The following is a 25,650-nucleotide window of genomic DNA, read 5'->3' on the forward strand; positions in this document are numbered from 1 at the left end:
TTTTTTAGATGAACTGGTAGCGATTATCCTGCCTTATATCATAAAGGCAATGTTGCTCTGGCTTGTTAATATGAAATGTAAAAATCGGAGGAACAAAGGAGTAAAATCCCATAAACATAAACCATTCTCTGTTGTATTTAATGGTCGTGTGAGTATTTTCATCAATAATTGTGCGTATGAAATCTTCATAATCTTGCGTGGAATCTGTGTAAAACTCATTAGAATATAGACTTAGAATTTTGCGTTCGCAATAGGGATTTTGGATAATATCTTCTACACCGATGTTAAAAAAGACATTAAAAGTTGGGTCTAGGATTTGCCATTGATTATGCGTTTTGACTTCCAAAAATGCATGCGCCCAGCCTCTAATATCACTATAAGAAATCACACGTGATTCCATACCAAAATGTTCTAGCAGCATATAAAGTGCATAGGGTTTTTGTCCGCAATGTCCATATTTTAGCTTAGTAAAATATTCATATAGGTTTTTAAAGATTACATTTTCTGTGGTGTTTCTTGGCGTGTAGTGTTTGGTCTTGTGGATAAAGTCATTTAGATAGAGATAAAAAGCAAGCTCTTCTTGGATTCCACGTTGTTTTAATTGTTTGTGGAGGGATTTGGATTGTTTATTAAAATCATCTCTCAAAGATTTTAAGAGATTGTTTAAATCTTGCTTTTTTTGTGTTCTGCGGGGGGGGGGGGCAAATTATAGGATGATTTAAAAGCGTTTTGCTATGTGTAATTTGAAGTGGAAAATACTCTTGGACTTGTAAAGGGCGGATAGAACTAGATGTGTATCTGTATTGGAGTTTAGTGTCTATAAGCATTTTGGAATCCTTTTTTGTGATTGTAGCAAAATTTATGCTTTTTGCGTAGGTTTATAATCCCCCAAAACGGCGGTTGCGGTTTTTGAACTCTAAAAGCATAGATTCTAATTCTTCTTTGCTAAAGTCTGGCCATAGTGTTTTTGTAAAAAATAATTCTGCATAAGCACTCTGCCATAACAAAAAATTAGAAAGGCGCATTTCTCCGCCTGTGCGGATTAGCATATCAACATTTGGAATCCCAGCTGTATCAAGTGCATTTTCAATCGCATCAATACTAAGCATCTCTTTAGAGAGTTTTAAAAATGCGCGGCGCAATTCATCTTGCGACCCATAATTTAAAGCTAAAATTTGCGTTAAACCATTGCATTGTTTTAGACTTTCTTGCTCTAAATGTTGGATTTTTTGTTGTAGGCTTTGGCTAAAAATGCTTAAATCGCCAATAGATTTAAAAATGATATTATTTTCCAAATAGGTGGAAAATTTGGAATCCAAATATTCTTCAAGCAAGCGCATTAGAAAATTCACTTCTGCTTTTGGGCGCTTCCAATTTTCCGTAGAAAATGCGTATAAGCTTAAGTGTGTAATTCCATATTTGGCGCAAAACTCTGTGATTTCTTGAATCTTTTGCGCTCCTGCTTTATGTCCAAAGGTTCTTGCTTGTAAATGGCGTTTTGCCCATCTGCCATTTCCGTCCATAATTATTGCTAAATGTTTTGGCATTTAACCCTCTAAATCCAACAAAGAATCGCTAAAATCATAAAGTGGCACAATGTTGCTATTGATGTTGATATGCGTTTCTTTGATAAAAGCGAGAGAATCTAAATTTCTGCGTAAGAGATTTGCGACACTTTCATACATAACGCTAATATCTAAGCGCACCCCTTCTTTAAAATCCCATAGTAAGCCCCAAGTTGCTCCAAGATTAGAAAATACAGAATAAAACTCTAAACACTCTTGTTCTTGCACACGTTTTTTGCGAAGCTGCATAAAGCCATTTTTACTTTCATCATCATAATGAAGTGGGATTGTCAAAACCTTGTGTTTTAAAGACATTAGCATATGGCTAAGAAAAGCAAATTCCCATTTAGATTCTGCATTCGCAAGACGGTCTGTTAAAAAACCTTTCATAATATCAAAGGGATTATCACTATTGCGCAAAAATTGTTCTAATGTTTTTTCATTAAGCTTTAAAGGCACATTGGAATCTTTTAGTAGATTGGGTTGCTTGATGAGATTAGAAAGCGTGATAGCACCCGTGCTTCCTCGCCCCATCATTGCCCAGTATTTACCGCCAACTTGAAGCTCTTTTAGGCTTTTTGTCTCCATTGCAGTATTGCCCACTTTTAGCATATAGCGGATTCCTTGTAACTTTTCCATTACTTCAAGTTTAATTGGCAATGTAGCGTTAAATTGTGTTGTTTTTGAGGAGTTTTGTAAGGTATTTTGCACTTGGGCTAATTGGTGCAATTGCTTTATCATAAATGGCGTGCCTCTTCTAAGATTTTAAATGCTAAGCTTACTTTATCACAGAATCCTAAATCTTTGACAAATGTATTGGCGATCCATAAAAGTTGATTATTTTCTGCGTTTAAAGGATTATGGTCTTGCGTGATTGTGTTTAGACAAATTGCATCTAATCCTTTTGTCTTTAAAGTTTTTTTTGCATGTTCAATTCCATTTTTGGATTCTAATTTAAAGCCAATGGTTTTTTGGGTTTTTTTGAGTGTAGCTAAAATATCTTGATTTTCTTGTAAAGACAGATTCCAATTTGCTCCTATATCTTGTTTTTTTAGTTTCTCTCTTGAGGGGTTTTTGGGGATATAATCACTAATTGCAGCACTCATAAATAAAAAAGCTTGCGCATTTTTTGCATGATTTTTTGTTTGCCAAGCTATGATTTTTTGTAAATAATCTTGTGTGGATTCCACATTTTGTTTTTGAATCTCTAAAGGCAAGATAAAGGGGAATTGCGTGCTTATAAACTCTACTTCTGCTCCTAAAAAATATGCTGCTAATGCTAGGCTTGCTCCCATTTTTCCACTAGAATAATTAGAAAGATAGCGCACAGCATCAATGGATTCTTTGCTTCCTCCACCACTTACACACACGCGGCATTGTTCCCAAAAAGGATTTTTGTAAAATGCGCGTATAACAGCAAAACTTATCTCCAAAGGTTCAGCTAGCGCACCATTGCCGATACTTTGACAAGCGAGTTCTTTGCATTGTGAAGCAATGAGCGTGATTTCTCTTGTTTGTAGAATCTCTAAAGATTTTGTAGTTGCAGGATTTTCTAGCATTTTTGTATTTGCTGCTAGGGCAATGAGTTTTTGTTTATCAAAAGCTAAAAAGCTCTCCAGCAAGACATTATCAGCAATTCCATAAGCGATTTTGTTAAGTGTATTAGCTGTGCAAGGGGTAATAAGAAATAAATCTGCCCAAGTAGCAATCTCAATGTGGTTATGTGGAATCTCTCCCCAACTTTGTGTATCTTGTGTTAGCACATTATGGTGCGAGAGTGCTTCAAAGAGTAGGGGGGTTAAAAAATTATGCGCGCCTTTGCTCATTACCACGCGCACATTTGCTCCTAGCTTTTGCAGGATTCTTATAAGTTCTAAGCTTTTGTAAATTGCTACGCTACCACACACGCCTAGAGCAATGTTTTTGTCTTTTAAGGGCTGCCCTAGTGCTTGAATTGTTTGTTCCATTTTTTCTCCACCTATTCTGCTTCTAGTTCAAATTGCATATCATTTGCGTTTAGTGGTTTGGAATCTTTTTTATAAGGTTGGACATAGCCTAAATCTATAAGTGCGTTAGAAAGTTTTGCAAGGATAGGACCGCCAGTCCCACTTCCGCTTCCACCATGTTCGACCATTATTGTAATAACATAGCGGGGGTTGTCAGCAGGTAAAAATCCTGTAATCCATGCTTGAGAGCGGTGAAAATAATCCATATCAGCTTCTTTGATTCTTGCTTTATCTTCTTGCGAGATTCCAATAACTTGTGCTGTCCCGGTTTTGCAAGCAAGATAAGCTCTCGATTCTCTTGTTGCATAGTTTGCTGTGCCACCAACTTGGCTGCATACTTGGCGCATTCCTTCGCGTAAAGCAGGGAGCTTACTTTGTTCAAATGCGTTTAAAACGTCTCTTGGTTCTTTATTGATAGGATTTTGACCTATATCTTTTACAAAATGTGGAATTGGAAGTTTGCCACTCGCGATTAAAGCGGTGTAATTTGCAATTTGTAAAGGTGTCGTTAGAAATAATCCTTGTCCAATAGAGCTAACGATGCTATCGCCTGCATACCAATCTTGTTTATAGCGTTTTTTCTTAAAACTTGGACTTGGGACAATACCGATAAATTCGTTGGGTAAATCTACGCCTGTTTTTTCTCCTAAGCCCATTTTTCTTAGCACATTAGCAATATTTTCAAAATCTGTGCGTTGGGCTAAAATATAAAAATACACATCTACGCTGCGTTTAATTGCCTTATATAAATCCGCGCTGCCATGTCCTTCTTTTTTCCAATCACGGAATTTTCTTCCGCCTAATTCAATAAAAGCGGGAGTTTTAATTTCGGTTTTTTCGTTAATATCTGCATATTCTAAAAGTGCTAGCCCCATTCCCATTTTTATTACAGAGCCGGGCGGATACAATCCATTAATAAACTTGTTAATGAGTGGTTTATAAGGATTATCACGTAGCGCATTCCAATTTTCGTAAGAAATTCCACCCACAAAATGGTTTAAATCATATTCTGGATAACTCCCTGCTGCTAGAATCTCGCCATTGTGTGCGTCCATAACAATTGCAGCACCATTTTTGTCTTCAAAAATAGAATCCATTGCGCTTTGGAGTCTAATATCAAGAGTTGTAACAAGGTTGTGATTTTCAATAGCTTCTTTATGGGAGAGCACCCCCATTTCTTGATTAAGCGCAGTAACTTTTACAACGCGTTCGCCTAGCTCCCCTTGCAAAAAAGTGTCATATTGTCTCTCTAGCCCTTCTTTTCCGATATTTCCTGTATATTTTGTGATGGGTTGTCGTTCTATATCTGTTTTGTTGGCGCGACTAACATAGCCAATAACATGTGAAGCAGTAGTTTTGTAAGGATAGAAGCGGCGTGCAAGTGGAATGACGCGTAATGAGCTACTTTGACTAAGTTTTGGGTAATGTTTTAGAATCGTATCATGTTCTACAAAGTCAATTACAGAGATAAATTCGTGATTATAAGGAGAATCTTTTTGATGATATTTTTTGATGAGCTCTTCTTTAGAGTATTTTGGAAAGAGGACTAAAAGTTTTTCTATTTCTTGCTCTAACAATGGTAAATTCGTGCGTAAAGAAAGACGCGGTGGTAAAGAAATATCAAAACCAACAGTATTTGTAGCAAGGGGGAGTCCATTGCGGTCTAAGATTTGTCCCCTAATAGGGATAATTGGCTCTTGACGTAATATATTTTTGCTTGCTTGCTCTTCAAAATTGCTGTGTTCTAATATGCTAATATTAAAGATTTTAATCAGGAGTGCAAACCAAAAGAGAATAAAAATACTAAAAATTAAAATAATACGTGCATTCATCTATAAAATCCATAAGAAAAACCAAATTAAAATGACTTCTATTGCTGCATATAGTGCCAAAAACCAAGAAAATTGTGGGGTTGGGGCATCAAATAACCAGCCAAAAAAGTATAAAAATGCAAAATATCCAAAATAAGCATAGAAGATAAAAAGAGGAATAAAGATTTTGCTATATCCAAAGAATTTGCGGAATTTTGGAAGCAAAATCTTAAAGGAAAAGACGATAAATAATAAAGTGCTTAATAGCGGCAATCCTTTGTTTGCTTCAAAATAGAGAAAAAATGGGACTAAAAAATAAAAGATTCCAAAGGATTGTTCTTCATATTTTTCTTGTGCAATGACATAAGCAATTCCAAAAAGGGGTGGCAAAAAATAGTAAATATCAGTAGTTGCAACATAAAAAATAAAGAAAATTGCTAAGAAAAAGATTCTTAGATTTCTTTTATCAGTGCTATTTCTTCGCATAGTGGAAAATGTTTGCATAAGATACAATCCGCCCATATTTTTTGATTTGGAATCTTGTCTTTACTGATTTCTATAAAATTGAGTTTTTCAAAAAGTGCACGTTTATAGGTTAGCACTAAAATTTCTTTTACACCTAGCATTTTTCCCTCCCTTTGACAATCTGTAATAAGCGCAGAAGCGACTCCTAAACGTTGCGCAAAAGGGGCAACAATTAAGCTTCTAATCTCTGCTAGAGTAATTGAATGTAAATGTAAGGCGCAAAAGCCGAGCATTACAGGATTTTTTAATGCACTTAAGGGCTTATTTTCTAGGGTTAATTTTTTGGGTTTAGGGGTGGATTCTAATAAAGATTTTTCTTCCCATGCTATGCGGTAAGAGCGAATCATATTTGCCATAACATCTATGCTGCGTTCTAAAATAATTCCGCGTTCAACTTCTGGACGCACGATTTCACGCATTGTTTCAATATCGCTTAATACGGGTCGTGTAATAATCATAGAGTGTATCCTAAAGTATTTTCTATAATAAAATCTGCAATTTTTGGAGTATTTTGCTTTTTTAAAGAGCTTGAAAATAGCGCGTTAGGAAATGTGGCTTTTAGCTTGTTTTGTTCGCTAGCATTGAGTTTATCAAATTTTGTAAAAATTTGCACAAATCTTTGGTCTCCTCTTAAAAATTGTCCCACAAAAGCGACAAGATTAGAATCAATTTCTAAATTTGGGTGTCTGCTATCGACTAAATGCACAAATAATCTAATGCAATCCCTTTTGCGTAAAAATTCTACCAAATTGCGATTCCATAATTCCTTTTGACTTTTGGCAACTTTTGCATAACCAAATCCGGGTAAATCAACAAACATTAGCTTTAAAGCTTCCTGTTTTGTGGAGTCTTGTGGCAAATTTTTGCACCATTGTGTTAAGAAAAAATTAATAAGTTGTGTTTTTCCCGGAGTGGAGGAGCTTTTTGCTAGATTTTTTTGATTACACAAAAGATTAATAAGCGTGCTTTTTCCTACGTTGCTGCGTCCTAGAAATGCCACTTCTGAAAGTATGGGAGGGGGGCATTGGGAGAGATTTTGCGCTGAAGTTAGAAAGTTTGCGCTCTTTAGGTTAAAAGCTTGCATCATTCCTCTTTGTCTAGTTTAAAAATTAAGCGTGCAGGTTTTTTTTCATTGCCTATAATGTTAATATAACCTTCATTGTGTCGGACTATGATTTTATCACCACGCACAACATTGTTCTTTGCTTCTTCTTTGACAATCGCATTGCCTACAATCTGATATTCTTGTGTGTCGGGAAAATAAAGTGCTTCGTTGGATTCTCCTTCAATCTTGCGTCCATCTTTTAGATTAAACCAAAAATGCACATTGCCAAGTGCTTGCATTTTGTTTGGACGATTATTTGCATCAAGATAAACAAAGGCTTCATTAGCAGTTAATCTATCTCCTGCACGTTTGATTTCTACATTGCCCTTGAGTTGCGTTAGCCTTTTTTTCTCATCTCCAATAAATTCTTGTGCGCTTACTTCAATTTCATCAGCAAACATAAAAAGTCCAAAAAATAGGATTCCAATTAAGAGTTTCATTTTTCTGTCCTTAAAATCCCATGAATATTTTTAGCATAAACTTTTTCATTTTTATAAACAACATTATTCCCACGAACGAAGGCACTTTTGTCTGAAATAACAAACTCTCCGATTCCTTCTAAGTTTCTGGAATCTAAATAATAGCGAGCTTGCTGACTCCAAAATTTAGTTTTACCATGACTATAATCCACTCCTTGTGGAAAGAAAATATTGTTGTTGCTATATAGGGCAAAATCGGCTTGTAAATTTTCTTGTATTTTATTATTGAGATTTTTTACTTGGATAGATTCCAACTCATTTTCTTTGTTTGCATTTTCGCGTGCTTTTTCACCATTTGCAATAGTGCTTACGCCATTTTCTGTGATTTTAAAATATGCAAAATTAAAAATTTCAAAGCGTGTAATATTTTGTTGTGCATCAGCAATTTTTGCTTGTTTTGCGCTAAGAAGTAGAACCATTGTTAGGCTCAATCCACACAAAGCAACGAAAAATAGTGTTACTAATTGCGCGCTTTGAAAGGATTTTAAAGGATTAGGCAAAGAGTTCATAGAGTTTTACTTCTAAATTTTCTTTTTTGATAAGCTTGTCAATCATTGCTCTAACTGCACCTTCCCCCCCTTTTTGTTTTAAAACTTTGCGCACATTTTGTTTGACAAGTTTTACTGCATCTTTTGGAGCGTAAGAGTGTTTGACAAGTTTTAACATACTTAAATCATTTAAATCATCACCAATAATTGCGACTTCATCTAATGTAATGTTTGCTTCTGTTAAAATCTCTTTTAAAGCTTGCGCTTTGTTTTTAATCCCTTGTTTAAGGTAAGTAATATTTAATTCTTTGGCGCGGTTTTCTACAAGCGTGGATTTTCTGCCTGTTATGATTGCAACTTGTCTTCCTAATTTAATCCAAGCAGCAATCCCTAAACCATCTTTGACATTAAATGCCTTAATTTCTGTTCCTTCATCGCTATAAATAATACTTCCATTGCTAAGTGTGCCATCAACATCTAACACGATAAGTTTTATCATAATATGCCTTTTGTGCTAGGGATTCCAAGTGCATTATTTTTTACACAAGCCCTACGTAATGCAACTGCAAAAGCTTTAAAAGTAGCTTCGATTAAATGGTGTTGATTCTTTCCTCTTTTTGCAACAATATGCACAGAGAGTCCAGCATTAAATACAACTGCGCGAAAAAACTCTTCGACTAGCTCGCAGTCAAATTCTCCAACCTTTCCACAAAGTGGAATCTCAAAAACCAAAAAAGGGCGATTGCTAATATCTAAATCACATTCTACACACGTTTCGTCCATAACAATGCTTGCATTGCCAAAGCGTTCTATTTTGCTAATAGGAAAAAGTGCTTGCTTGAGCAATGTTCCAATCACGATTCCGCAATCTTCTACGCTATGGTGAAAATCTACTTTTAAATCTCCTTTGCAAGTAAGGTTGAGATTCCAATTTGCGTGTTTGCAAAGAGATTGCAACATATGGTTAAAAAAGCCAATTTCGCTTTGAATCTCTCCGCTACCGTCCCCATAAATTTCCAAAGAAGCGGTGATTTGTGTTTCTTTTGTGTTGCGTGTTAGTGTTTGCATAATCTCACCTTAGCTATTCTGTGGTAATAAACGCACCGGTAATTTTTTGTAAAGCAATAAAATCTCTTGCTTCTGCTTCGCTCTTAAACCCACTTAACATAACACGATAAATAGGCGCACCATCTAGCATATATTCTTTAATGATTGCTGGGTATCCATGAATTTCAGAATTGCTTTGTTGATAGCTTTGTGCGCCTTCTTTGCGCCTAAATGCGCCAATTTGGACAAGAAATTGTGAAAGCTGCATTGTTTTTTGTGTCGTGGCAATTTTGTATTCACTATTTGCAATAGTTTCTTGATTGAGCGGAAGGGAATTTGAGATTGTCCCATTAAAGCCAATAACTTCCACGCGCACGCGTGCTGTTCCTTTTCCCATCATATCAATATCTTGCGCCGCACTTTTGGAGAGGTCAATAATTCTACCTGCAACAAAAGGACCCCTATCATTAATACGCACAATTGTCGAGCGTCCATTTTCTTTGCTTGTTACACGCACGATTGTATTCATTGGCAAAGTTTTATGCGCAGCAGTGTGTGCATGCATACTATAAGTTTCTCCATTAGAAGTTTTTTTGCCATGAAATTTAGGTCCATACCAACTTGCGATTCCATCATAGCTTTCCCCTAGTGTTACTGTTGTAGGGTAATACCATTTGCCATTAATTTGATAAGGGCGCATTGTGGCTTTTTGTGATTGTGCGCTATTATTCATTGTGCCATAGTTTGGAGCACCTCCATTATAAGTAACATTTGTCCCTTTGGAGCTACAACCACTTAGCAGCAAAAGTGCTGTAAAAATTCCTAAAATGATTCCATAAATTTGCATTTTATCCCTTATTAAGCGGAATCATAATTTCTTGATTGATAGAAAGCGCGCTAGTATTTTTGATTCCATTGTATTGTGTGATTTGTTTGCTTGGAACGCCATAACGCTTAGCAATAGAATAAATAGTATCTCCTTTGCCGACACGATGCACAAGATAAGGCTTAATTTTAAGCTCTTGATGTTGAGTGTTTTCTTTATATTGCGCTAAGAATTGATAAGGCAAATGCACATGATAAGTTTTTGCAAAGGTTGGTGTGATTGCGCGTTTAAATTGTGGATTATAACGTTTTAGCTCATTAAGAGAGATTCCAGCTTTGGAGGCGATTTGATTAAGCGGTGTAGCAGGAGCTACTTCAATAGTTGCCAAAAGGGAATTTGCTCCACGATTTAAAAAATAATCATAATCATTTGTTTTTAGTGTATCAATGTTATGAAAAAGCAAAGAAACAGAAAGAATTTTGCGGATATACATGCGGCTTTCAAGCGGAATATACTTTTCTTCTGGGTCTAATAGCACACTTAGCGAGTCGCTACCTGCATTTTCTATTGCTTTTCTTAAGCGCCCATCACCACAATTATAAGCAATAGCAGCTAGATACCATTTCCCAAAAGATGCCTTTAAACCTTTTAAATAAGCAATAGCAGCTTGTGTGGATTTAATAGGGTCTTTGCGTTCATCAATTTGCGCATTGATGGATAGTCCCAAAGATTGCGCTGTTTTAGGCATAAACTGCCACATTCCAGTTGCACGTTTGCTAGATCTTGCTGTGAGTGAAAAACCTGATTCTATCATTGCAAGATATAAAAATTCTTGTGGAATCCCTTCTTTTAAAAACATTTCTTTAAGTGTTGGAATAAACTCGTGTCCATTTTTAAATCTTGTCAGTAGATAATCTTGATGTTTATCGCCAAAAAAAGTATTTTTCACATCAATAAAATAGGTATTATTCAAAAATTCAGGTTCAACATCAAAGGTTTTTAGCACATCTTCGCTGCGCATGTCATAGCCTAAATCATCGAATTGTGCATAACTAAAGGTAAAGAAACAAAGCAGGATATAAAAAACTTTCATTTTGGAACAACCTCAAATTAAAATAAATATTTAAGCTTAAAAAGCTCTTATTATATCTAAAAAAAATATAATTTTCAAGGAAATATAAGTATTCTAAGGAATGATTGTATTTGTAACCATAACTAGTTAAATTTTACATTTTATTAAAATATGCTATAATTCAGGCTATTTGGCTACATTTGCCTCATGTTGTTTTCTGTATGAAAAGCCCCATAGCTCGCGCTACAATCTATCTTAAGATGTCAAAAATGCCTACAAATACAATATTTATGGGAGAAATTCCTTTAGGAAAACTCTTTTTTGTGCGACTTGAAAATGCTTTCTTGCTTGCTGAGAGTAACTCAAGCATTGAAGTGGTGAGTGATTTTGATAATTTAGAATCTGAACTTAGCGCGTGGTGCTGTTTAAAAGGTGAAAAATTTTTACAAAAAGCCCCCTTAAAACATTGTTTTTCCTACTTGCTTTTAAAACAATCTCAAAATGCTTTTCAACCTTTGAAAACGGATTCCATATTATCCACTTCTCCTAGTAACTTTGGACTCACTGCAAGAGATTCTTTGCCTCAAGTGGCAAGCCCAGAATATGATTTTATATTAAACAACAAAGAAAGCATTTGGAGTGAAAATCTAACGCGACTTTATGAAGATGCCAAGAGAGCACAGTGGAATGCAACAAGTGAGATTGAGTGGAATGCGATTCCAACTTATGAAAAGACATTAGAATTTGCTATTGCGCAAGTGATGACTTACCTTGTAGAAAACGAGTTTTCTGCCCTTTATGTGCCTTCAAAATTTTTGTCAAAAATTTCTCCTTATTATACAGAAGTGCCTTTGCTTCTCTCTAGTATTATTGGCGATAAAGCAAGGCATATCGAAGTTTTTATTAAGCGTGCAAAGGCAACGGGTTTAGGATTGCAATACTCTACTCTCACAACACAGCAGAGCCTTTATACGCTTTTTCGTGAGGAAAATTATTTTGTATCTAGCTTTTTGTTGCATATTATGGGTGAAGGAACTTTTGTAGATTTATTATATTTTTTAGAAGAGCATATCCTAGATGCGCCCACAAAAAAGCTTTTGCGCCTTGCAAGAAAAGATGAGATGCGTCATGTGGCTTATGGAATGACACATATTAAGCAAAGCTTAAGTAGTAATCCCAACAAAATCTTCTTATTAAAACGTTCTGTTTTAGAGCGTAGACGCTATTTAGATGAGTCAAGTGGAGAGTCTACATTGTTATTGGAATCTTTAGCAGTAATTGCTGGTGGAGGAGATATGCCAAATGCTATAAAAAAAGGTTTTGAAGCCCTAGAAGAGTTAAAACACAAAATGGAAGAAAATCGCACTAAGCGTCTAGTAGAGTGCGGAATTGATGAAGATCTTGCAAGAGAGCTAAGCAAATCACACACGCCAAATTTTATGTAGAATCTAAAATCTTTTGTGATGGCGCAAATTGAGCTATCCCAAAGGATTTATATCCTTGAAATCTGTATGATTATTCGACAAAAAAGGAGCTTAAATGCTAAACAAAGAAACAATTTTAGATTCCGCATATTCCTTTGGCAAGGAATATGTTGCACCCTTGACAAAAGAAGCTGATGAGCATGGGAAATTCCCAAAAGCCGCATATGACGCATTGCGTAAAGAAGGCTATATGGGTCTTTTGGTGCCAAAGGAATATGGGGGTTTAGGTGGTGGAAATTTTGAACACACACAAGTTTGTTATGCTTTGGCACAATATTGTGCAACAACTGCACTTTGTTATATGATGCACAATACTTCTGTGGCTGGACTCTGTGCAATAGGCTCTGAAAGCTTAAAACAAGAATTTTTGCCAAAAATCTCCAAAGGAGAGATTGCATTAGCACTTGCATTCAGTGAAAGTGGCTCTGGAACGCATTTTGGCGAACCAGATATTACAGAAGAAATTGATGGGAAAAATAGAATCCTAAAAGGACGTAAAAGTTTTGTAACTTCTGCGCAAAACGCAGATTATTATCTCACTTATACAAACTCTTGTCAAAATAAGGGAACAAAGAATATTTGGCTTGTTCATAAGGATTCTAAAAATCTTTTTCATGAAGAAAATGTATGGAATGGCTTAGGAATGCGCGGCAATGCTTCAAAACCGGTGCAATATAATGGCGTGAATGTTAGTGAGGATTTAAGAATCGGAAAAGAGGGTGAGGGTGAGAGTGCAGCAGGTGTTATTTTAATGTATTTTGTTACAGGGCTTGCAGCAGTGTATAGTGGGCTTGCAAAAGCTGCGTATGATTGTGCGCTTAATCACACAAAAACAAGACAATACACAAATAAAACTTCTCTTAGTGATGTGGAACTCGTAAAAATTCATTTAGCGGACATGTATGCCAAGGTGCAAAGTGGAATCGCATTAGCTCTTGATGCGGCAAAGAGTTTTGATAATAGTTGCGAAGATGCTGTTTCTAAAATTTTTGCTTCACGCATTAATGCAACACATAATGTGATAGATGTTTGCACGCTTGCAATGCGTTTAGGTGGTGGAAAAGCTTATAGCAAGCTCTTGCCATTAGAACGTTATATGCGTGATGCGCTTGCTTCACAAGTTATGGCACCAAGTCTTGATGTGTTAAAAATTTGGCTAGGTGATGCAATTACAAAATAAAGGAAAATGATGAAAACATTACTACTAGGAGCAGTCGCGTATGACCCTAAGGTTGTGCCTATTTGGGATATTATTAGGGATTATGCGAATGAAAATGCAGAAGCTTTTGGGTGTAAATTAGACTATGTGCTTTTTAGCAACTATGAAAGGCAAGTTGATGCGCTTTTAAAGGGACATATTGATATTGCTTGGAATACAAATGTCGCTTGGATTCGCACTTTGTATGCAACAAGCGGGAAAGCAAAGGCATTAATAATGCGTGATACAGATGTAAATTTTACAACTAAATTCGTATGTAAAAAAGGGAGTGGAATCCAAAATATTGCAGATTTAAAGGGTAGAAAATTTGGTTTGGGTTCTATGGATTCTGCGCAAGCAGCGATTATGGGATTGTATTATTTACAAAAAGAATGCGCACAAGATGTTGTGTTACAAGAATTTGATTCTCCGGATGCATGTGGCAGGGGAAAGAGTAATACACTAAAATATTCTAGTTTATCTGTTGTGCGTCATAATAGCGATGTAGGCAAACATGGAGATACCGGAAGAAGTGAATTTGATATTTTAGAGCAAATAAAGGCTGGAAATCTTGATGCAGGCAGTATTGGTTCTAGCACTTGGATTCGAATCTTAGAAGAAGGGAGTTATCCTGATATTGAAAGTTTTTGGACAAGTCCCGGATATTGCCATTGTAATTTTTCTGTGTTGCTAGATTTTGATACAGGGCTTATGGAATCCTTTAGCCAAATGCTCCTTAGTCAAAATGCCAAAAAAGATAATCCTGTGATTGCAAAAATGATGCAGATGGAAGGCTTAAATCAGTGGATTAAGGTGGGAGAGAGTGAGCTTAGAGCTTATGATAGTATTTATAAGGCAATGCAAGAACAAAATCTCCTAGAAAATAACCTCTAGTTTTTGTAACACTTTACATTGAGGTGTAAAGTGTTATCTTCTAAATCTTTTGTATTTTTTGTTTTGAGCTACAAATTTTAAAATTTTATGGCAAAATTTCTTAATTTAATAAAGTATTTTCTATAATAAAACCACAATTTTGAAGTTATTGTTTCTCTTTGAAGAGTTTGAAATAGTGCATTTTGAATAACTAAGATGTCAGATAGATTGTAAATTTTAAGTTTTTAGGCTTGGGATATAAATATAGATAATTTCATTGATTTTTTTGTTAAAATTATGCAATTTTACTTTCAAGGATTTATTTTTGCAAAATATTGATATTTTTGTAATAGCAACACGCTGGATATTTCTTGTCGCATTGGGATATTATGCAATGGCAAATCTTCAGTGGTATCACTACAAGATTTCTCGCGTTCTTTTTAAGCATCATAAGCAAAGGTGGCATTTATATTATTTTGTTTTTCCTATACTGTATTTTGTTTTGATTCCAAATGATGTTTATTTTTATATTGGAATTTATGTTTATCTTATAGGGCTTGGAATATGGATTTTTAATCTTAGTAAAAAGCTAATTTTGACAAGCAGGATTCTACGATTCTTTGGATTTTATATTGTTTTTATTGTGTTTAACGAGCTTTTGCTTTTAAGTGTAGATGAGCATTCTATTATTACACAAAGTATTTATTTGCTACCGCTTTTTATTTCTATTTTTATTTCGTCTTTGACAGAAAAGATACTTTTAAATCGTTATAAAAAGCTAGCACAAGATAAGCTAGAGAGCATGTCAAATCTTACGATTATTGCAATTACTGGAAGCTATGGTAAAACGAGCCTTAAAAACTTCCTCGCTCAAGTGTTGCAAGAGAGTTTCAAGGTATATTCCACTCCTCGTAGTGTTAATACGCTAACTGGAATCATCGCAGATATTAATCAAAATCTTTCCCCCTTGACAGATATTTATGTGGTAGAAGCTGGAGCTAGAGGAAGTGGTGATATTAGAGAAATTGTAGAATTACTTGCGCCACAAATTGTTGTGGTTGGAAAGATTGGAGAAGCGCATATTGAATATTTTAAGAGCATTGAAAATATTTATCAAGCAAAATATGAAATTTTAGAGAGTAAGCGTTTAAGTAGAGCCTACATTTATAAGGAGAATATTCAGCCACAAAATTGCTTTGCGCCTGTTGTTAATTTTCCAAACAATGCAAGAAAAATCGAAGCAACACTTAAAGGAACAAACTTTTCTCTTGATGTTGCAGGGGAGAAATTAGAGTTTCAAACACTTATTTTAGGTGCTTTTAATGTGATTAATATGAGTGCTGCTATTGCTGTTGGTAGTGATTTGGGGATTGATAATAAGCGTCTAGTTGCACGCATACAGAAACTCGAACCTATTAATCATCGCCTGAGTAAAATTGTTGTGAATGGTAAAATTATTCTTGATGATAGTTATAATGGAAATATTGATGGTATGCTTGAAGCAATACGACTTTCTTCTTTACATATGGGTAAAAAAATTATTGTTACACCCGGACTTGTAGAAAGTTCAAAAGAATCTAATATAAAACTTGCAGAAGCTATTGATGAAGTTTTTGATTTGGCGATTATTACAGGTGAGCTTAATGCAAATCTCTTGCGCGAAAATATCCATAACACACAAAAGATTCTTTTAAAAGATAAAACACATATTGAGCATATTTTAAAATCTACTACTAGCAGTGGAGATTTAATTCTCTTTGCAAATGATGCACCAAGCTATATTTAAAAGAATGTAAAGGAAGTGTTATGGATTATCTTTATGCACCATGGCGCAGCGAATACTTTGGTAGCAAGAAAGATATTTGTGTCTTTTGTGCAATTTCTAAAGGGATTGATTTATGCACAAATACGCAAGAATCCCAAAAATCACAAGAATCCATAGAGCAAGCTGATTTTGCAAATCGTATTTTTTATCGCGATGATAAGATTTTTTGTGTAATGAACAAATTTCCTTATACTCCCGGACATTTTTTGATTATCCCTCATATTCATACACCTTCTCCAGAGTTTTTGGATTTAGAGATTTGGCTACATTTACAAAAGTTTGCACAAAAAGGAATCGCGCTTTTAAAGGAATTTGGTGCAAGCGGTGTAAATATGGGAATGAACATTGAGCGTGCAGGTGGAGCTGGGATTCCAGAGCATTTGCATTTACATCTTGTTCCGCGTTATATTGGTGATACCAACTTTTTTACAACTATTGGCGATACGCGTGCGTATGGAGTGGATTTTGATAAGATTTTTGAGTGCATACAAGCACTTGCTAAAACTCATTTTTGCTTTTAAACCCCTCTGCAATTTTTTATAGATAAGGTTTATTCTAAGACTTTGTTAGAAAATACAAACATAAAATTAGGAATCTTCTTAAAGGAATGGTATTAAAATTTCTAATATTTCAATTTTTGTCATTACTATTTAATGTTTATTAATAATTTTTGAATATACTATTGTTTCATTTATAGCATTACGGGATAAAGTTTTAGGTTGGGTTAAGGAATCTTAGATTTATTGTCGTTGGCTACTTTAGTGTTTTTAGGATGGCATGATGAAAAAAATAATCACACCAAATCAAATTGAAAGGCAGTTTAATGAGGGGAAAATCATTGTTTCCAAAACAGATTTAAAAGGAAAAATTCTTTATGGAAATAGAATCTTTATAAAACTTTCGGGTTTCACAGAGAAAGAGCTTTTGGGTAAGCCCCACAACATAATACGACACCCAGATATGCCAAAAATCATTTTTAAATTTCTGTGGGATTTTATCCAAAATGGAAAAGAAATTGTCGCGTATGTGAAAAATCTTTCAAAAGATGGCTCGTATTATTGGGTGAAAGCATTTGTTACGCCATCATTTAACGGCAAAGGAGAGATTGTCGGCTATCATTCTATTAGGGTTAAGCCAACAGAAGAAGCTAAAGCAGCCATTCAAGCCCTTTATAAAGAATTGCTAGAGATTGAACACAAAGGGGGAATCCAAAAAAGCCAAGAAAAATTAGAGCAAATTCTAGCACAAAAAGGAGTAAGTTATGAAGAATTCGTATTATCTTTATAGATATTCGCGGTATTTTAATTATTGTTTTATCGCCATTTTTGTTTTATTATTTGTGATTGAACTTCTTAATATTCATATTTTATTAGAATTTTTCATTTTCGCACTAGGTATAATTGCTTGCACTATGACTTTAATTGCTGGTTTTAGACGCGATGCGTATATCAAAGAAATTACAAATTGTGTTGAACAACTTTCTGTTGGAAACTTGGAAGCTAGAATCACAAATATTAGAGATAATGGAGCTTTAGGTAATCTTTCTTGGACAATTAATGATTTAGCAGACCAAGTGGAATCTTTTGTTAGAGGGAGTGCTTCAGTAATAACTGCTGCGAGTGAAAAGCGTTGTTGCAGAAAAGTCAGCACAAAAAGCTTAAAAGGAAGTTTCTCTTATGTTGGGACTCTTATTAATAAAGCCTCTGATTCTATCAAGCAAGCAGATAAGTTAAGCGCAAAAGGGCTTGTTGTGAATCAAATCTCCAAACAAAGCTCCATAAGTCTTAAAAAAGATTTAGATTCTATTTCTACAAGTTTAAATACAATGATTCAGACAATGGACGCAACTTCTAAAGAAACCAAATCTATCTCGGAATCCTCTAAATCTGGAATGCAAAGCGTGCAAGTGATTGTGGATAATTTTGCCAATCTCTCTGCTATGATGGCACAGACTTCGCAATCTTTTGAGGTCTTTTCAAAGAGAATCAAAGAGATTGATTCCTTTGTTTTTTTGATTAGAGAAATTACAGACCAAACAAACTTACTAGCCCTTAATGCCGCGATTGAAGCAGCAAGAGCTGGAGAACATGGAAGAGGATTTGCTGTTGTTGCCGATGAGGTGCGAAAACTCGCAGAACGCGCGACAAAAACTGCATCTGAAATTACTTCTACGACACAAGTTATCAATCAAGAAATGAATGAAATTTCAGATTATGTTCAAGAGATTGATACCATTACAAATACTTCTAACGATTTGATGATTTCTTTTAATGAAACTTTTGGGCAAATGGGTAGTCAAGCTTCTTTGTTGTTGGAATCTATTTTGCACACTAGCAAAAGGTCGCATAGCGCATTGCTTGAGCTAGATTGTATTTTGAAAAAATTTGCGTCTTATTCTGCAGTGATTACAAATGAGATTCCAAAAATTACTTCACAATGCAATATAGGTGAGGATTCTATGATTGATAAAAGTATTTGTCAAAGTATTTTTGCCTTTGATGAAGCAATACGAGAATTTTTGGAATTTATCCAAGTTTCAGATTATACACATAATCAAGCGCAGCTACAAGAACTTTGCCATAAATTTGAGCAAAGAAGTGAAGAAATTTGCAATCAGTTACATGCGATGAATGCTTAATTTGTTGCAAATTAACTGCGCAACCCACAAAGCTTGCGGTATTAAATTAGAGTTGCGATTCCTTAAGATTTGCTATAATACCAAAAAAGGATTTTAAGAGGGAATATGAAAATTATCGCAAGCAACTTTAAAACAAATCATACAAGAAAAAGCACGCTAAGTTTTTGTGAAGAATTGGAAAAATTTATCACACAAAAAAAGGCGCAAAATCAGTCTTTTGCACACCAGATTGCGCTTTTCCCTCCACAAAGCGCACTTTTAGACAATCATTTTAAAAGCTTTCAAATCGGCGCACAAAATGCCTATCCTACACAAAATGGTTCTTATACAGGGGAGATTGGTTTGGAGCAATTAGCAGAATTTGGAATCCAAACGCTCCTAATTGGGCATAGTGAGAGACGAGAGATTCTTAAAGAATCGCAAAGTTTTTGTGCAGAGAAATTTAAGTTTTTTAGCAATCTTGGATTTAAAATTTATTATTGCATTGGCGAATCCCAAACTATTAAACAGCAAGGAAACAAGGCGGTTTTAGAGTTTTTGGAATCGCAATTAGAAGGCATTGATTTAAACTATTCTAATCTTGTTATTGCATATGAACCTATTTGGGCGATTGGCAGTGGAGTGAGTGCGACTTTGGAGGAAATTACGCAAATCCACACGCATTTAAAGCAAAAATTAGGTAAAATTCCGCTTCTTTATGGCGGAAGCGTAAAGCCACAAAATGTGCGTGAGATTCTCTCTTTAGAAGGTGTTGATGGAGTGCTTGTTGGAAGTGCAAGTTGGGAGATTTCAAGCTTTTGCCAAATTTTAGAAAATTCTCTATAAAAGGAATCAATGATGATTATGCAGGGTAAAAAGGGCTTAATTGTTGGTGTTGCAAATAACAAATCTATCGCGTATGGAATCACAAAAGCGTGTAAAGAGCAAGGTGCAACGATTGCGCTTACCTATATGAATGAGCAAATTGAAAAGCGCGTGCGCCCGATTGCTGAAGAGATTGGGGATTCTAAGTTTGTGTATGAACTTGATGTGAGCAAAAAAGAGCATTTTGCGGCTTTAAGAGAGAGTATTGCAAGAGATTTTGGCAAGCTTGATTTTCTTGTTCATAGCGTGGCTTTTGCTCCAAAAGAAGCGTTAGATGGCAGTTTTTTAGACACAAGCAAAGAAGCTTTTAATATTGCAATGGAAGTTTCTGTGTATTCTTTGATTGAACTTTGTCGTGAGCTTGAGCCGGTGCTAAATACGAATGCTTCCATTTTGACGCTTAGCTATTTGGGTGCGGTTAAGCATGTCGCGCATTATAATGTTATGGGTGTTGCTAAGGCTGCTTTGGAATCTAGTGTGCGTTATCTTGCCCATGATTTGGGTGCAAAAGGAATCCGCGTCAATGCAATCTCTGCTGGTCCTATCCGCACACTTGCAGCAAGTGGAATCGGGGATTTTAGATTTATTTTAAAATGGAATGAAGCAAACGCTCCTTTGCGTAAAAATGTTGGAATTGAAGAAGTTGGAAACTCTGCAATGTATTTACTTTCCCCGCTTGCAAGTGCTGTTAGCGGTGAGATTCATTATGTGGATTGTGGTTATAACATTATGGGAATGGCAGCTGTTGAAGAGAAAGATGGCAAAGCTACTATGGTGTGGGATTCTTATAAATAGTGTGTAACATTTAAGGAGGCGACTTTGGAATCGCAATTAATGGGTTTAGCTATTGAAACTTATAAAATCACTTTGACTTTGTCGCTTCCTATGCTTCTTGTTGGGCTTGTTGTGGGGCTTATGATTAGTATTTTTCAAGCCACCACGCAAATTAACGAAATGACATTAACTTTTGTGCCAAAGATTCTAGCTGTGATTGTCGTGATTATCTTTACGATGCCTTGGATGCTAAATATGCTTATGGATTTTACGACAAGAATCTTTAATCTAATGCCTAGCTTTCTGTTTTAATGTTTCAAAAACTGATAGATTTTTCAAAATTTTCAAGTGTGAAAATTGGCACAGAGATTCCGCTAACCTACATAGAATCCCCGCTAGATTATCAAGAGATTTTAGAGCAAACCACCCCCCAAATCATCGGCAAAGCAAATAACCTTTTAATAAGCCCTAATGCGCAGAATCTCTGTGCTTTAAGCAAGGCGTTTGATTACATTAAGGATTTAGGCGATTGCTTAGAAGTTGGTGCTGCAACGCCTAGTGGGAGATTGTTTTCTTATGCTAAAGCGCACAATTTAGGAGGTTTTGAGATTCTCTCTAAATTGCCCGGAAGTATTGGCGGGATTATCAAAATGAATGCAGGGCTTAAAGACTATGAGATTAAAAGCACATTGCTTGGAATCTTGCAATTAGATTCCGCCTCTAAGCTTAGTTTTGTAGATGTTAAAAACTTAAACTTAAGCTATCGCAAGAGTGAAATTCAGGGGTTAATTTTTGCTGGGATTTTCAAAAAACAAGAAGGTTTTAAACAAGAGCTTGTAGAATCCTTTGCCAAAATGCGCCAAAATCAGCCAAAAGAGCCTAGTTTTGGGAGCTGTTTTAAGAATCCTAAAGGGGATTTTGCAGGAAGATTGATTGAGGAAGTGGGGCTAAAGGGAGTCCGATTTGGCAAAAATAAAAGCTTAATGTTTAGCCCAAAACACGCGAATTTCTTAGTAAATCTTGGGGATTCCACATTTGAAGAGGCTTTGGAGCTAATTGACTTAGCAGAAGAAAAAGTGCAACAAACTTTTGGAATCGCACTTGAAAGAGAAGTGCAGATTGTTAGATGAAATTTTGCATTTACTTGCTTTTGTTGGAAGCAAAAGTAAATATTATTTTTTAGCTTTTTTTGACGATATTAGAATAAACTTTAAAAGGAGATAAAATGGCGGTTTCATTGCATGGGGAATGGGTAAGTAGCGCGGCTTACGATTATGCTAAGACTCAAGAATTTAAAAAACAAAGTGCAGCAGAAGTTTTAAGAGATTTGCAAAGCAAGTTTAAAGATTTAAATATCAATGGAGGCGGACAACAAGGCACAAACAACCTCACAATCAGCTCAAATATCTTACAACAAATGGCGACAAACAAAGAAACAAAAGAGAAGTATGAAGCCCTAATTTACGATATTAACGAAACAATAAAAAGCCAACCAACCACCACGCTAACAGGTGCTAAAGTCAAAGCGAGTGGATTTATTATCGGTGAAGATGGTGGATTAAGTGCTTGGTCAATAGTAGAGGGCGGAAGCAAAAAAGAGGAAAAATCATTTATGGAAAAACTTATGGAAAACCTAGAAAAAATACAAAAAGAGCAGGAAGCTAAGGCGAAAAAAGCCAAAGAGGAGCAAAAACAACAAGATGAAAAGCAAAGCAAAGTTTCTATCCAAATCACAACCAAATCCCTCTTAGATATAGAATCCTAAGCTTTAGAATTGCAAAAAGGTGTAAAAGGCTAAGAGGGGCTAGAAATAGAATCTCAAAGTTTTTTAAAAAGCACAAAGCAGACTTTGAGGTTTTGAGGGGCTTTGGTGCTATTCCCCTTCATCAAGCTTTATGATTCCATTTTTGTATGCGTGATAGTTTGTTGCAAACATTTAATGCAGTGAGATTTGGAATCTAAAAAGTGAAAAATAAGTAAATTTTCAAAGTTTTGGTGAATTTTTGGCTTTGATAGCCTAAAAATGAGATTAGAAGGATTAAAATGCGGCGCAGTGATTTTGATTGTAAAGATTTGGCGGTGGTGGAGAAGTTTTTAAACCAAATTGAGTTTGGCACGCTTGTAATCCCAGATACGATTCCTTATGCGATTCCGCTTAGTTTTTGTTATGAGGATTCCAAGATTTATTTGCATGGCGCAAAAGCAGGGCGCAAACATGCATTGTTAAAAGACAATCCTAAAGTTTCTTTTAGCTGTGCTAAGCCCTATGCGTATATTCCTGCAAGTTTTTTGAATCACACAATGATTCCTACACAATTTTTCTTTTCTGTGTTTGCAGAGGGGCAGTTTTGCGTGGTTGAGGATTTGGAGGAGAAAAAGCATATTTTAACGCGCTTGGTGCAAAAATACGAACCACACAATCAAACAATGAGTATGGAAAAAGGGCAGTTTGTGGGCAAAGAGAGAGGGACTTTTGTCGGCAAAGTGCTGATTTCTTCTTTAAGTGCTAAAGCGAAGTTTGGACAGAATCTAAAAGCAGAGGATTGGGAACAAATTGTGCAAGATTTAAAGAATCGCAATGGTAAAATGGACGAAGAAACAATCAAACTCATGCAAAAATTTGCAACAAAGCATTAAGAGAAATTGAGGGTTTGTTGTGCAGATTTTTGGAATAATCATTTTTTGGTGTTAAAATTGTAGGGCTAAAATAGCATAACGATTAATTTTAGGAAAATACTTGCATATATTTCATATTTTTGGGACTACGCTTGCGGATAAAGCACGCATTTTAGTATTTAATATTGCTTCTGGATTGCTGTCTTTGGCATTTGTTTCTTTTGTGTATCATTTTAGTTTGAAGTATGATTATGATTTATTGTTTATGGAGCATAGTCAATCTTTGGTAAATTTAGAGAAAGTAAGAGATGCTATTAATGTTTCACAAACCCTTTTGCATACTGCACAAAATAGTGCAGAGATTTTAGGGGCGAGGGATAATATTGTTACACAATGGAATCTCTATGAAAAATCACAAAGTCGTTTATTAGATTCTAGTGATTCTGGAAATCTTTTGTTTAATGCTTATTACTTTTTTGTTGAAGATGGTGTAATAGAGCATAAAAAGTTGGAATTAGAAAAGCATCTAAAAGATTTAGAGAGTGCAATTTATGCGTATTTAGAGATTTTTCAACCAAAAACATTAGAGTATTCTAGTGATAAAATCCAACAAAGCGTTAGCGAACTAAATCGTAAAATTTCTTTGATTTTGCATTTAAATTTGCAATTTACAGAAATCAAAAAGGAACGCAACAGCACTTTGCACAATATGCTACAAAAAGCTATTTTGGTGATTATGTGTTTAATTATGCTAGTTACTATATTGCTAAGCTTTTTGATTTTGCGTAATATTAAAAATTTGCATGCAACATTAGAACAAAAAGTCAATGAAAAAACAAGAGAGCTACAAAACTTAAATGATTCTTTGCAAATGATGATTGATAATGAAGTGCTAGAGAATCGCAAAAAAGACCAAATTATGTATCAGCAAGCACGTCTTGCAAGTATGGGGGAAATGATAGGAAATATAGCACACCAATGGCGACAACCTTTAAATGCGTTAATGCTTTTGATTCAAACGTTTAAAGTTAAATCCCAAAATGGTAAATTAACACAAGAATTTATTGAACTTCAAGTAGAAGATGGGCTAAAAATCGCTAAGAGAATGTCTCAAACGATTGAAGATTTTAGAAATTTTTTTAATTCTTCAAGTGATAAAGAATTTTTCAACCTTAAAGAAAATCTCCAAGATTCTATTTCTTTAGTCGATGCGTTTTTAAAGCAAAATGAAATTACAATTACAATAGATTGCGCAGATGATATTATGTTGTTTGGCTATAAGAATGCGTTTTCTCAAGCGATTTTAAATCTTATAAAAAATTCTGAAGATGTGCTAAAAGAACGTGAGGTAATGCCTGCTAGAATTAGAATTGCAGTAGAAATTGCACAAGAAAGTGAAAGTAAAAATGAAAGCACAAAAGATTGTGTTAAGATTCTGTTTATGGACAATGGCGGCGGGATTAAACTTGATGATATTCAAAAGATTTTTGAACCTTACTTTACGACAAAACACAAATCTGTAGGAACAGGAATTGGACTATATATGTCTAAACAGATTATAGAAAAACAAATGCAAGGAAGTATCGAAGTGCGCAATGTGCGCTATGATGATGTGTTTAATATTGTGTGCAAAGGGGAAGAATGCGCACAAGATTGCAAGCAAAAAGATGGGACTTGTGGAGCGCAGTTTATTATCACGATTCCATTAAGTGCTAAAAAGGAGAAACAATGATTAGCAAAAATGATGAAAAAATTTTGAAACACCTTAAAGTCTTATATGTAGAAGATGAAGAAGATATTTTAAAATTTGCATCAATGGTGCTTGAAGATTATGTCGATAAACTTTTTATTGCACACAATGGTAGAGAAGCTTTAGAGGTTTTAAAACAAGAAAACATTGATTTAGTGATTACTGATATTTTAATGCCAAAGTTAAATGGAATCGATTTGATTAGAGAAATTCGCAAAAATCCTCTCTTAGAAGTTGCAATCATTGTCGTAACCGCACATACAGAAACGCGCTATTTGCTTGATTGTATTGAGCTACGTGTAGATGGGTATATTCTAAAGCCTATTGATGTAGAAGAGCTTTTAAAAACGACATTGCGCGCAGTGCTACCAAAGTTTCAAGCAAGTGAGTTAAAAATGCAAAATGTTTTACTCAATGCAATTTCTATTTTTGTGGGTGGAAAAAAGATAGAAATCATTAAATATCTCATTGAACATAGCGATTCTGAAAGTATTTTTTATGGTTCGTATGAAGATATTGTGCAAGAAGTGGGAGTAAGCAAGCCAACAGTTGTCAAAACATTCCGACAACTCATTGATACAGGGTTATTGGTGCGCTTAAAAAACAAAATTTACAAATTTCAATCTGATATTACACAATACAAAGAATAAAACCTTAACAAAGATTTAGGCTTGCTTAGTGTAGAATTACGCTTTTAAGGATTT

At 35.1% G+C, this 25,650-nt stretch carries 30 protein-coding genes; 15 read left to right on the forward strand and 15 right to left on the reverse strand.

All coding sequences use genetic code 11. The features are described from left to right. Positions 1–4: 4 nt before the first annotated feature. The 15 genes from LS70_RS02860 to LS70_RS02930 are packed head-to-tail and all read right to left on the reverse strand — an operon-like array spanning position 5 to position 10,945. A complete protein-coding gene (locus LS70_RS02860) occupies positions 5–646 on the reverse strand; it encodes a transglutaminase domain-containing protein (RefSeq protein WP_138109317.1) in 642 nt (213 codons plus the stop codon). After that, positions 636–827, reverse strand: coding sequence for a hypothetical protein (locus tag LS70_RS02865; protein WP_138109318.1), 192 nt, complete (start codon positions 825–827; stop codon positions 636–638). Before LS70_RS02865 ends, LS70_RS02860 begins: the two co-directional genes overlap by 11 nt. A gap of 51 nt (positions 828–878) precedes the next feature. Continuing rightward, complete coding sequence (locus LS70_RS02870) at positions 879–1,547, reverse strand: di-trans,poly-cis-decaprenylcistransferase (protein WP_034289755.1); 669 nt, start codon at positions 1,545–1,547, stop codon at positions 879–881. Next, entirely contained in the window at positions 1,548–2,306 is a 759-nt protein-coding gene (locus LS70_RS02875; protein WP_034289759.1) for a hypothetical protein, read from the reverse strand. Then, positions 2,303–3,532, reverse strand: a complete 1,230-nt coding sequence (coaBC, locus tag LS70_RS02880) for a bifunctional phosphopantothenoylcysteine decarboxylase/phosphopantothenate--cysteine ligase CoaBC (protein ID WP_034289762.1) — start codon at positions 3,530–3,532, stop codon at positions 2,303–2,305. Before coaBC ends, LS70_RS02875 begins: the two co-directional genes overlap by 4 nt. Positions 3,533–3,543: 11 nt before the next feature. After that, positions 3,544–5,403 (reverse strand): penicillin-binding protein 2, encoded by a 1,860-nt coding sequence (gene mrdA, locus LS70_RS02885; protein WP_034289764.1) that lies wholly within the window; start codon positions 5,401–5,403, stop codon positions 3,544–3,546. After that, positions 5,404–5,868, reverse strand: a complete 465-nt coding sequence (locus tag LS70_RS02890) for a hypothetical protein (protein ID WP_236096428.1) — start codon at positions 5,866–5,868, stop codon at positions 5,404–5,406. Next, complete coding sequence (locus LS70_RS02895) at positions 5,835–6,365, reverse strand: GNAT family N-acetyltransferase (RefSeq protein WP_034289771.1); 531 nt, start codon at positions 6,363–6,365, stop codon at positions 5,835–5,837. The genes LS70_RS02890 and LS70_RS02895 overlap by 34 nt, the downstream gene beginning before the upstream one ends. Continuing rightward, positions 6,362–6,991 (reverse strand): ribosome biogenesis GTP-binding protein YihA/YsxC, encoded by a 630-nt coding sequence (gene yihA / locus LS70_RS02900; protein WP_081949774.1) that lies wholly within the window; start codon positions 6,989–6,991, stop codon positions 6,362–6,364. Before yihA ends, LS70_RS02895 begins: the two co-directional genes overlap by 4 nt. Continuing rightward, a complete protein-coding gene (locus LS70_RS02905) occupies positions 6,991–7,452 on the reverse strand; it encodes an LptA/OstA family protein (RefSeq protein WP_034289777.1) in 462 nt (153 codons plus the stop codon). The genes yihA and LS70_RS02905 overlap by 1 nt, the downstream gene beginning before the upstream one ends. After that, positions 7,449–8,000 carry a hypothetical protein gene (locus LS70_RS02910; protein ID WP_034289780.1) on the reverse strand — a complete coding sequence of 184 codons (552 nt, stop codon included), beginning with the start codon at positions 7,998–8,000 and terminating at the stop codon, positions 7,449–7,451. Before LS70_RS02910 ends, LS70_RS02905 begins: the two co-directional genes overlap by 4 nt. After that, the gene (locus LS70_RS02915) at positions 7,984–8,478 is read right to left on the reverse strand and encodes a KdsC family phosphatase (protein ID WP_034289783.1); all 495 of its coding nucleotides are present in this window, start codon (positions 8,476–8,478) and stop codon (positions 7,984–7,986) included. The genes LS70_RS02910 and LS70_RS02915 overlap by 17 nt, the downstream gene beginning before the upstream one ends. Beyond that, complete coding sequence (hisB, locus tag LS70_RS02920) at positions 8,475–9,047, reverse strand: imidazoleglycerol-phosphate dehydratase HisB (RefSeq protein ID WP_034289786.1); 573 nt, start codon at positions 9,045–9,047, stop codon at positions 8,475–8,477. Before hisB ends, LS70_RS02915 begins: the two co-directional genes overlap by 4 nt. A 13-nt stretch (positions 9,048–9,060) precedes the next feature. Further along, entirely contained in the window at positions 9,061–9,873 is an 813-nt protein-coding gene (locus LS70_RS02925; RefSeq protein WP_052083394.1) for a septal ring lytic transglycosylase RlpA family protein, read from the reverse strand. A gap of 1 nt (position 9,874) precedes the next feature. Continuing rightward, a complete protein-coding gene (locus tag LS70_RS02930) occupies positions 9,875–10,945 on the reverse strand; it encodes a lytic transglycosylase domain-containing protein (protein ID WP_034289789.1) in 1,071 nt (356 codons plus the stop codon). Positions 10,946–11,193: 248 nt separating this feature from the next. Here LS70_RS02930 and LS70_RS02935 point away from each other — a divergent pair, with 248 nt between their 5' ends. From LS70_RS02935 to LS70_RS03005, 15 genes are all read left to right on the forward strand, one after another. Continuing rightward, positions 11,194–12,369: a ferritin-like domain-containing protein gene (locus LS70_RS02935; RefSeq protein ID WP_034289792.1), complete on the forward strand. Its 1,176-nt coding sequence runs from the start codon at positions 11,194–11,196 to the stop codon at positions 12,367–12,369. 94 nt (positions 12,370–12,463) lie between these two features. Continuing rightward, a complete protein-coding gene (locus tag LS70_RS02940; RefSeq protein ID WP_034289795.1) occupies positions 12,464–13,588 on the forward strand; it encodes an acyl-CoA dehydrogenase family protein in 1,125 nt (374 codons plus the stop codon). Between the two features lie 9 nt (positions 13,589–13,597). Continuing rightward, the gene (locus LS70_RS02945) at positions 13,598–14,500 is read left to right on the forward strand and encodes a phosphate/phosphite/phosphonate ABC transporter substrate-binding protein (protein WP_034289798.1); all 903 of its coding nucleotides are present in this window, start codon (positions 13,598–13,600) and stop codon (positions 14,498–14,500) included. Between the two features lie 304 nt (positions 14,501–14,804). Further along, on the forward strand, positions 14,805–16,265 hold the full coding sequence (locus LS70_RS02950) for a Mur ligase family protein (protein ID WP_034289803.1): 1,461 nt from the start codon (positions 14,805–14,807) through the stop codon (positions 16,263–16,265). 20 nt (positions 16,266–16,285) lie between these two features. Then, entirely contained in the window at positions 16,286–16,825 is a 540-nt protein-coding gene (locus LS70_RS02955; protein ID WP_034289805.1) for an HIT family protein, read from the forward strand. Positions 16,826–17,084: 259 nt separating this feature from the next. Next, positions 17,085–17,591 carry a PAS domain-containing protein gene (locus LS70_RS02960; protein ID WP_034289808.1) on the forward strand — a complete coding sequence of 169 codons (507 nt, stop codon included), beginning with the start codon at positions 17,085–17,087 and terminating at the stop codon, positions 17,589–17,591. Continuing rightward, positions 17,566–18,942 carry a methyl-accepting chemotaxis protein gene (locus LS70_RS02965; protein ID WP_034289811.1) on the forward strand — a complete coding sequence of 459 codons (1,377 nt, stop codon included), beginning with the start codon at positions 17,566–17,568 and terminating at the stop codon, positions 18,940–18,942. Before LS70_RS02960 ends, LS70_RS02965 begins: the two co-directional genes overlap by 26 nt. Before the next feature lie 105 nt (positions 18,943–19,047). Then, positions 19,048–19,767, forward strand: a complete 720-nt coding sequence (locus LS70_RS02970) for a triose-phosphate isomerase (RefSeq protein WP_034289813.1) — start codon at positions 19,048–19,050, stop codon at positions 19,765–19,767. A 9-nt stretch (positions 19,768–19,776) separates the two neighbouring features. After that, positions 19,777–20,601 carry an enoyl-ACP reductase FabI gene (gene fabI, locus LS70_RS02975; protein WP_201273954.1) on the forward strand — a complete coding sequence of 275 codons (825 nt, stop codon included), beginning with the start codon at positions 19,777–19,779 and terminating at the stop codon, positions 20,599–20,601. A gap of 24 nt (positions 20,602–20,625) precedes the next feature. Beyond that, on the forward strand, positions 20,626–20,892 hold the full coding sequence (fliQ, locus tag LS70_RS02980; RefSeq protein ID WP_034289819.1) for a flagellar biosynthesis protein FliQ: 267 nt from the start codon (positions 20,626–20,628) through the stop codon (positions 20,890–20,892). After that, positions 20,892–21,710 carry a UDP-N-acetylmuramate dehydrogenase gene (locus tag LS70_RS02985; RefSeq protein ID WP_034289822.1) on the forward strand — a complete coding sequence of 273 codons (819 nt, stop codon included), beginning with the start codon at positions 20,892–20,894 and terminating at the stop codon, positions 21,708–21,710. Before fliQ ends, LS70_RS02985 begins: the two co-directional genes overlap by 1 nt. Before the next feature lie 95 nt (positions 21,711–21,805). After that, a complete protein-coding gene (locus tag LS70_RS02990; RefSeq protein WP_034289825.1) occupies positions 21,806–22,345 on the forward strand; it encodes a DUF6033 family protein in 540 nt (179 codons plus the stop codon). 278 nt (positions 22,346–22,623) lie between these two features. After that, positions 22,624–23,217 (forward strand): pyridoxamine 5'-phosphate oxidase family protein, encoded by a 594-nt coding sequence (locus tag LS70_RS02995; RefSeq protein WP_034289827.1) that lies wholly within the window; start codon positions 22,624–22,626, stop codon positions 23,215–23,217. 100 nt (positions 23,218–23,317) lie between these two features. Then, positions 23,318–24,928 (forward strand): sensor histidine kinase, encoded by a 1,611-nt coding sequence (locus tag LS70_RS03000; protein ID WP_138109319.1) that lies wholly within the window; start codon positions 23,318–23,320, stop codon positions 24,926–24,928. Then, on the forward strand, positions 24,925–25,596 hold the full coding sequence (locus LS70_RS03005) for a response regulator (RefSeq protein ID WP_034289832.1): 672 nt from the start codon (positions 24,925–24,927) through the stop codon (positions 25,594–25,596). The genes LS70_RS03000 and LS70_RS03005 overlap by 4 nt, the downstream gene beginning before the upstream one ends. The last annotated feature ends 54 nt before the right edge of the window (positions 25,597–25,650 follow it).

The organism is Helicobacter sp. MIT 11-5569, assembly GCF_000765695.2.
GTDB lineage: Bacteria > Campylobacterota > Campylobacteria > Campylobacterales > Helicobacteraceae > Helicobacter_D.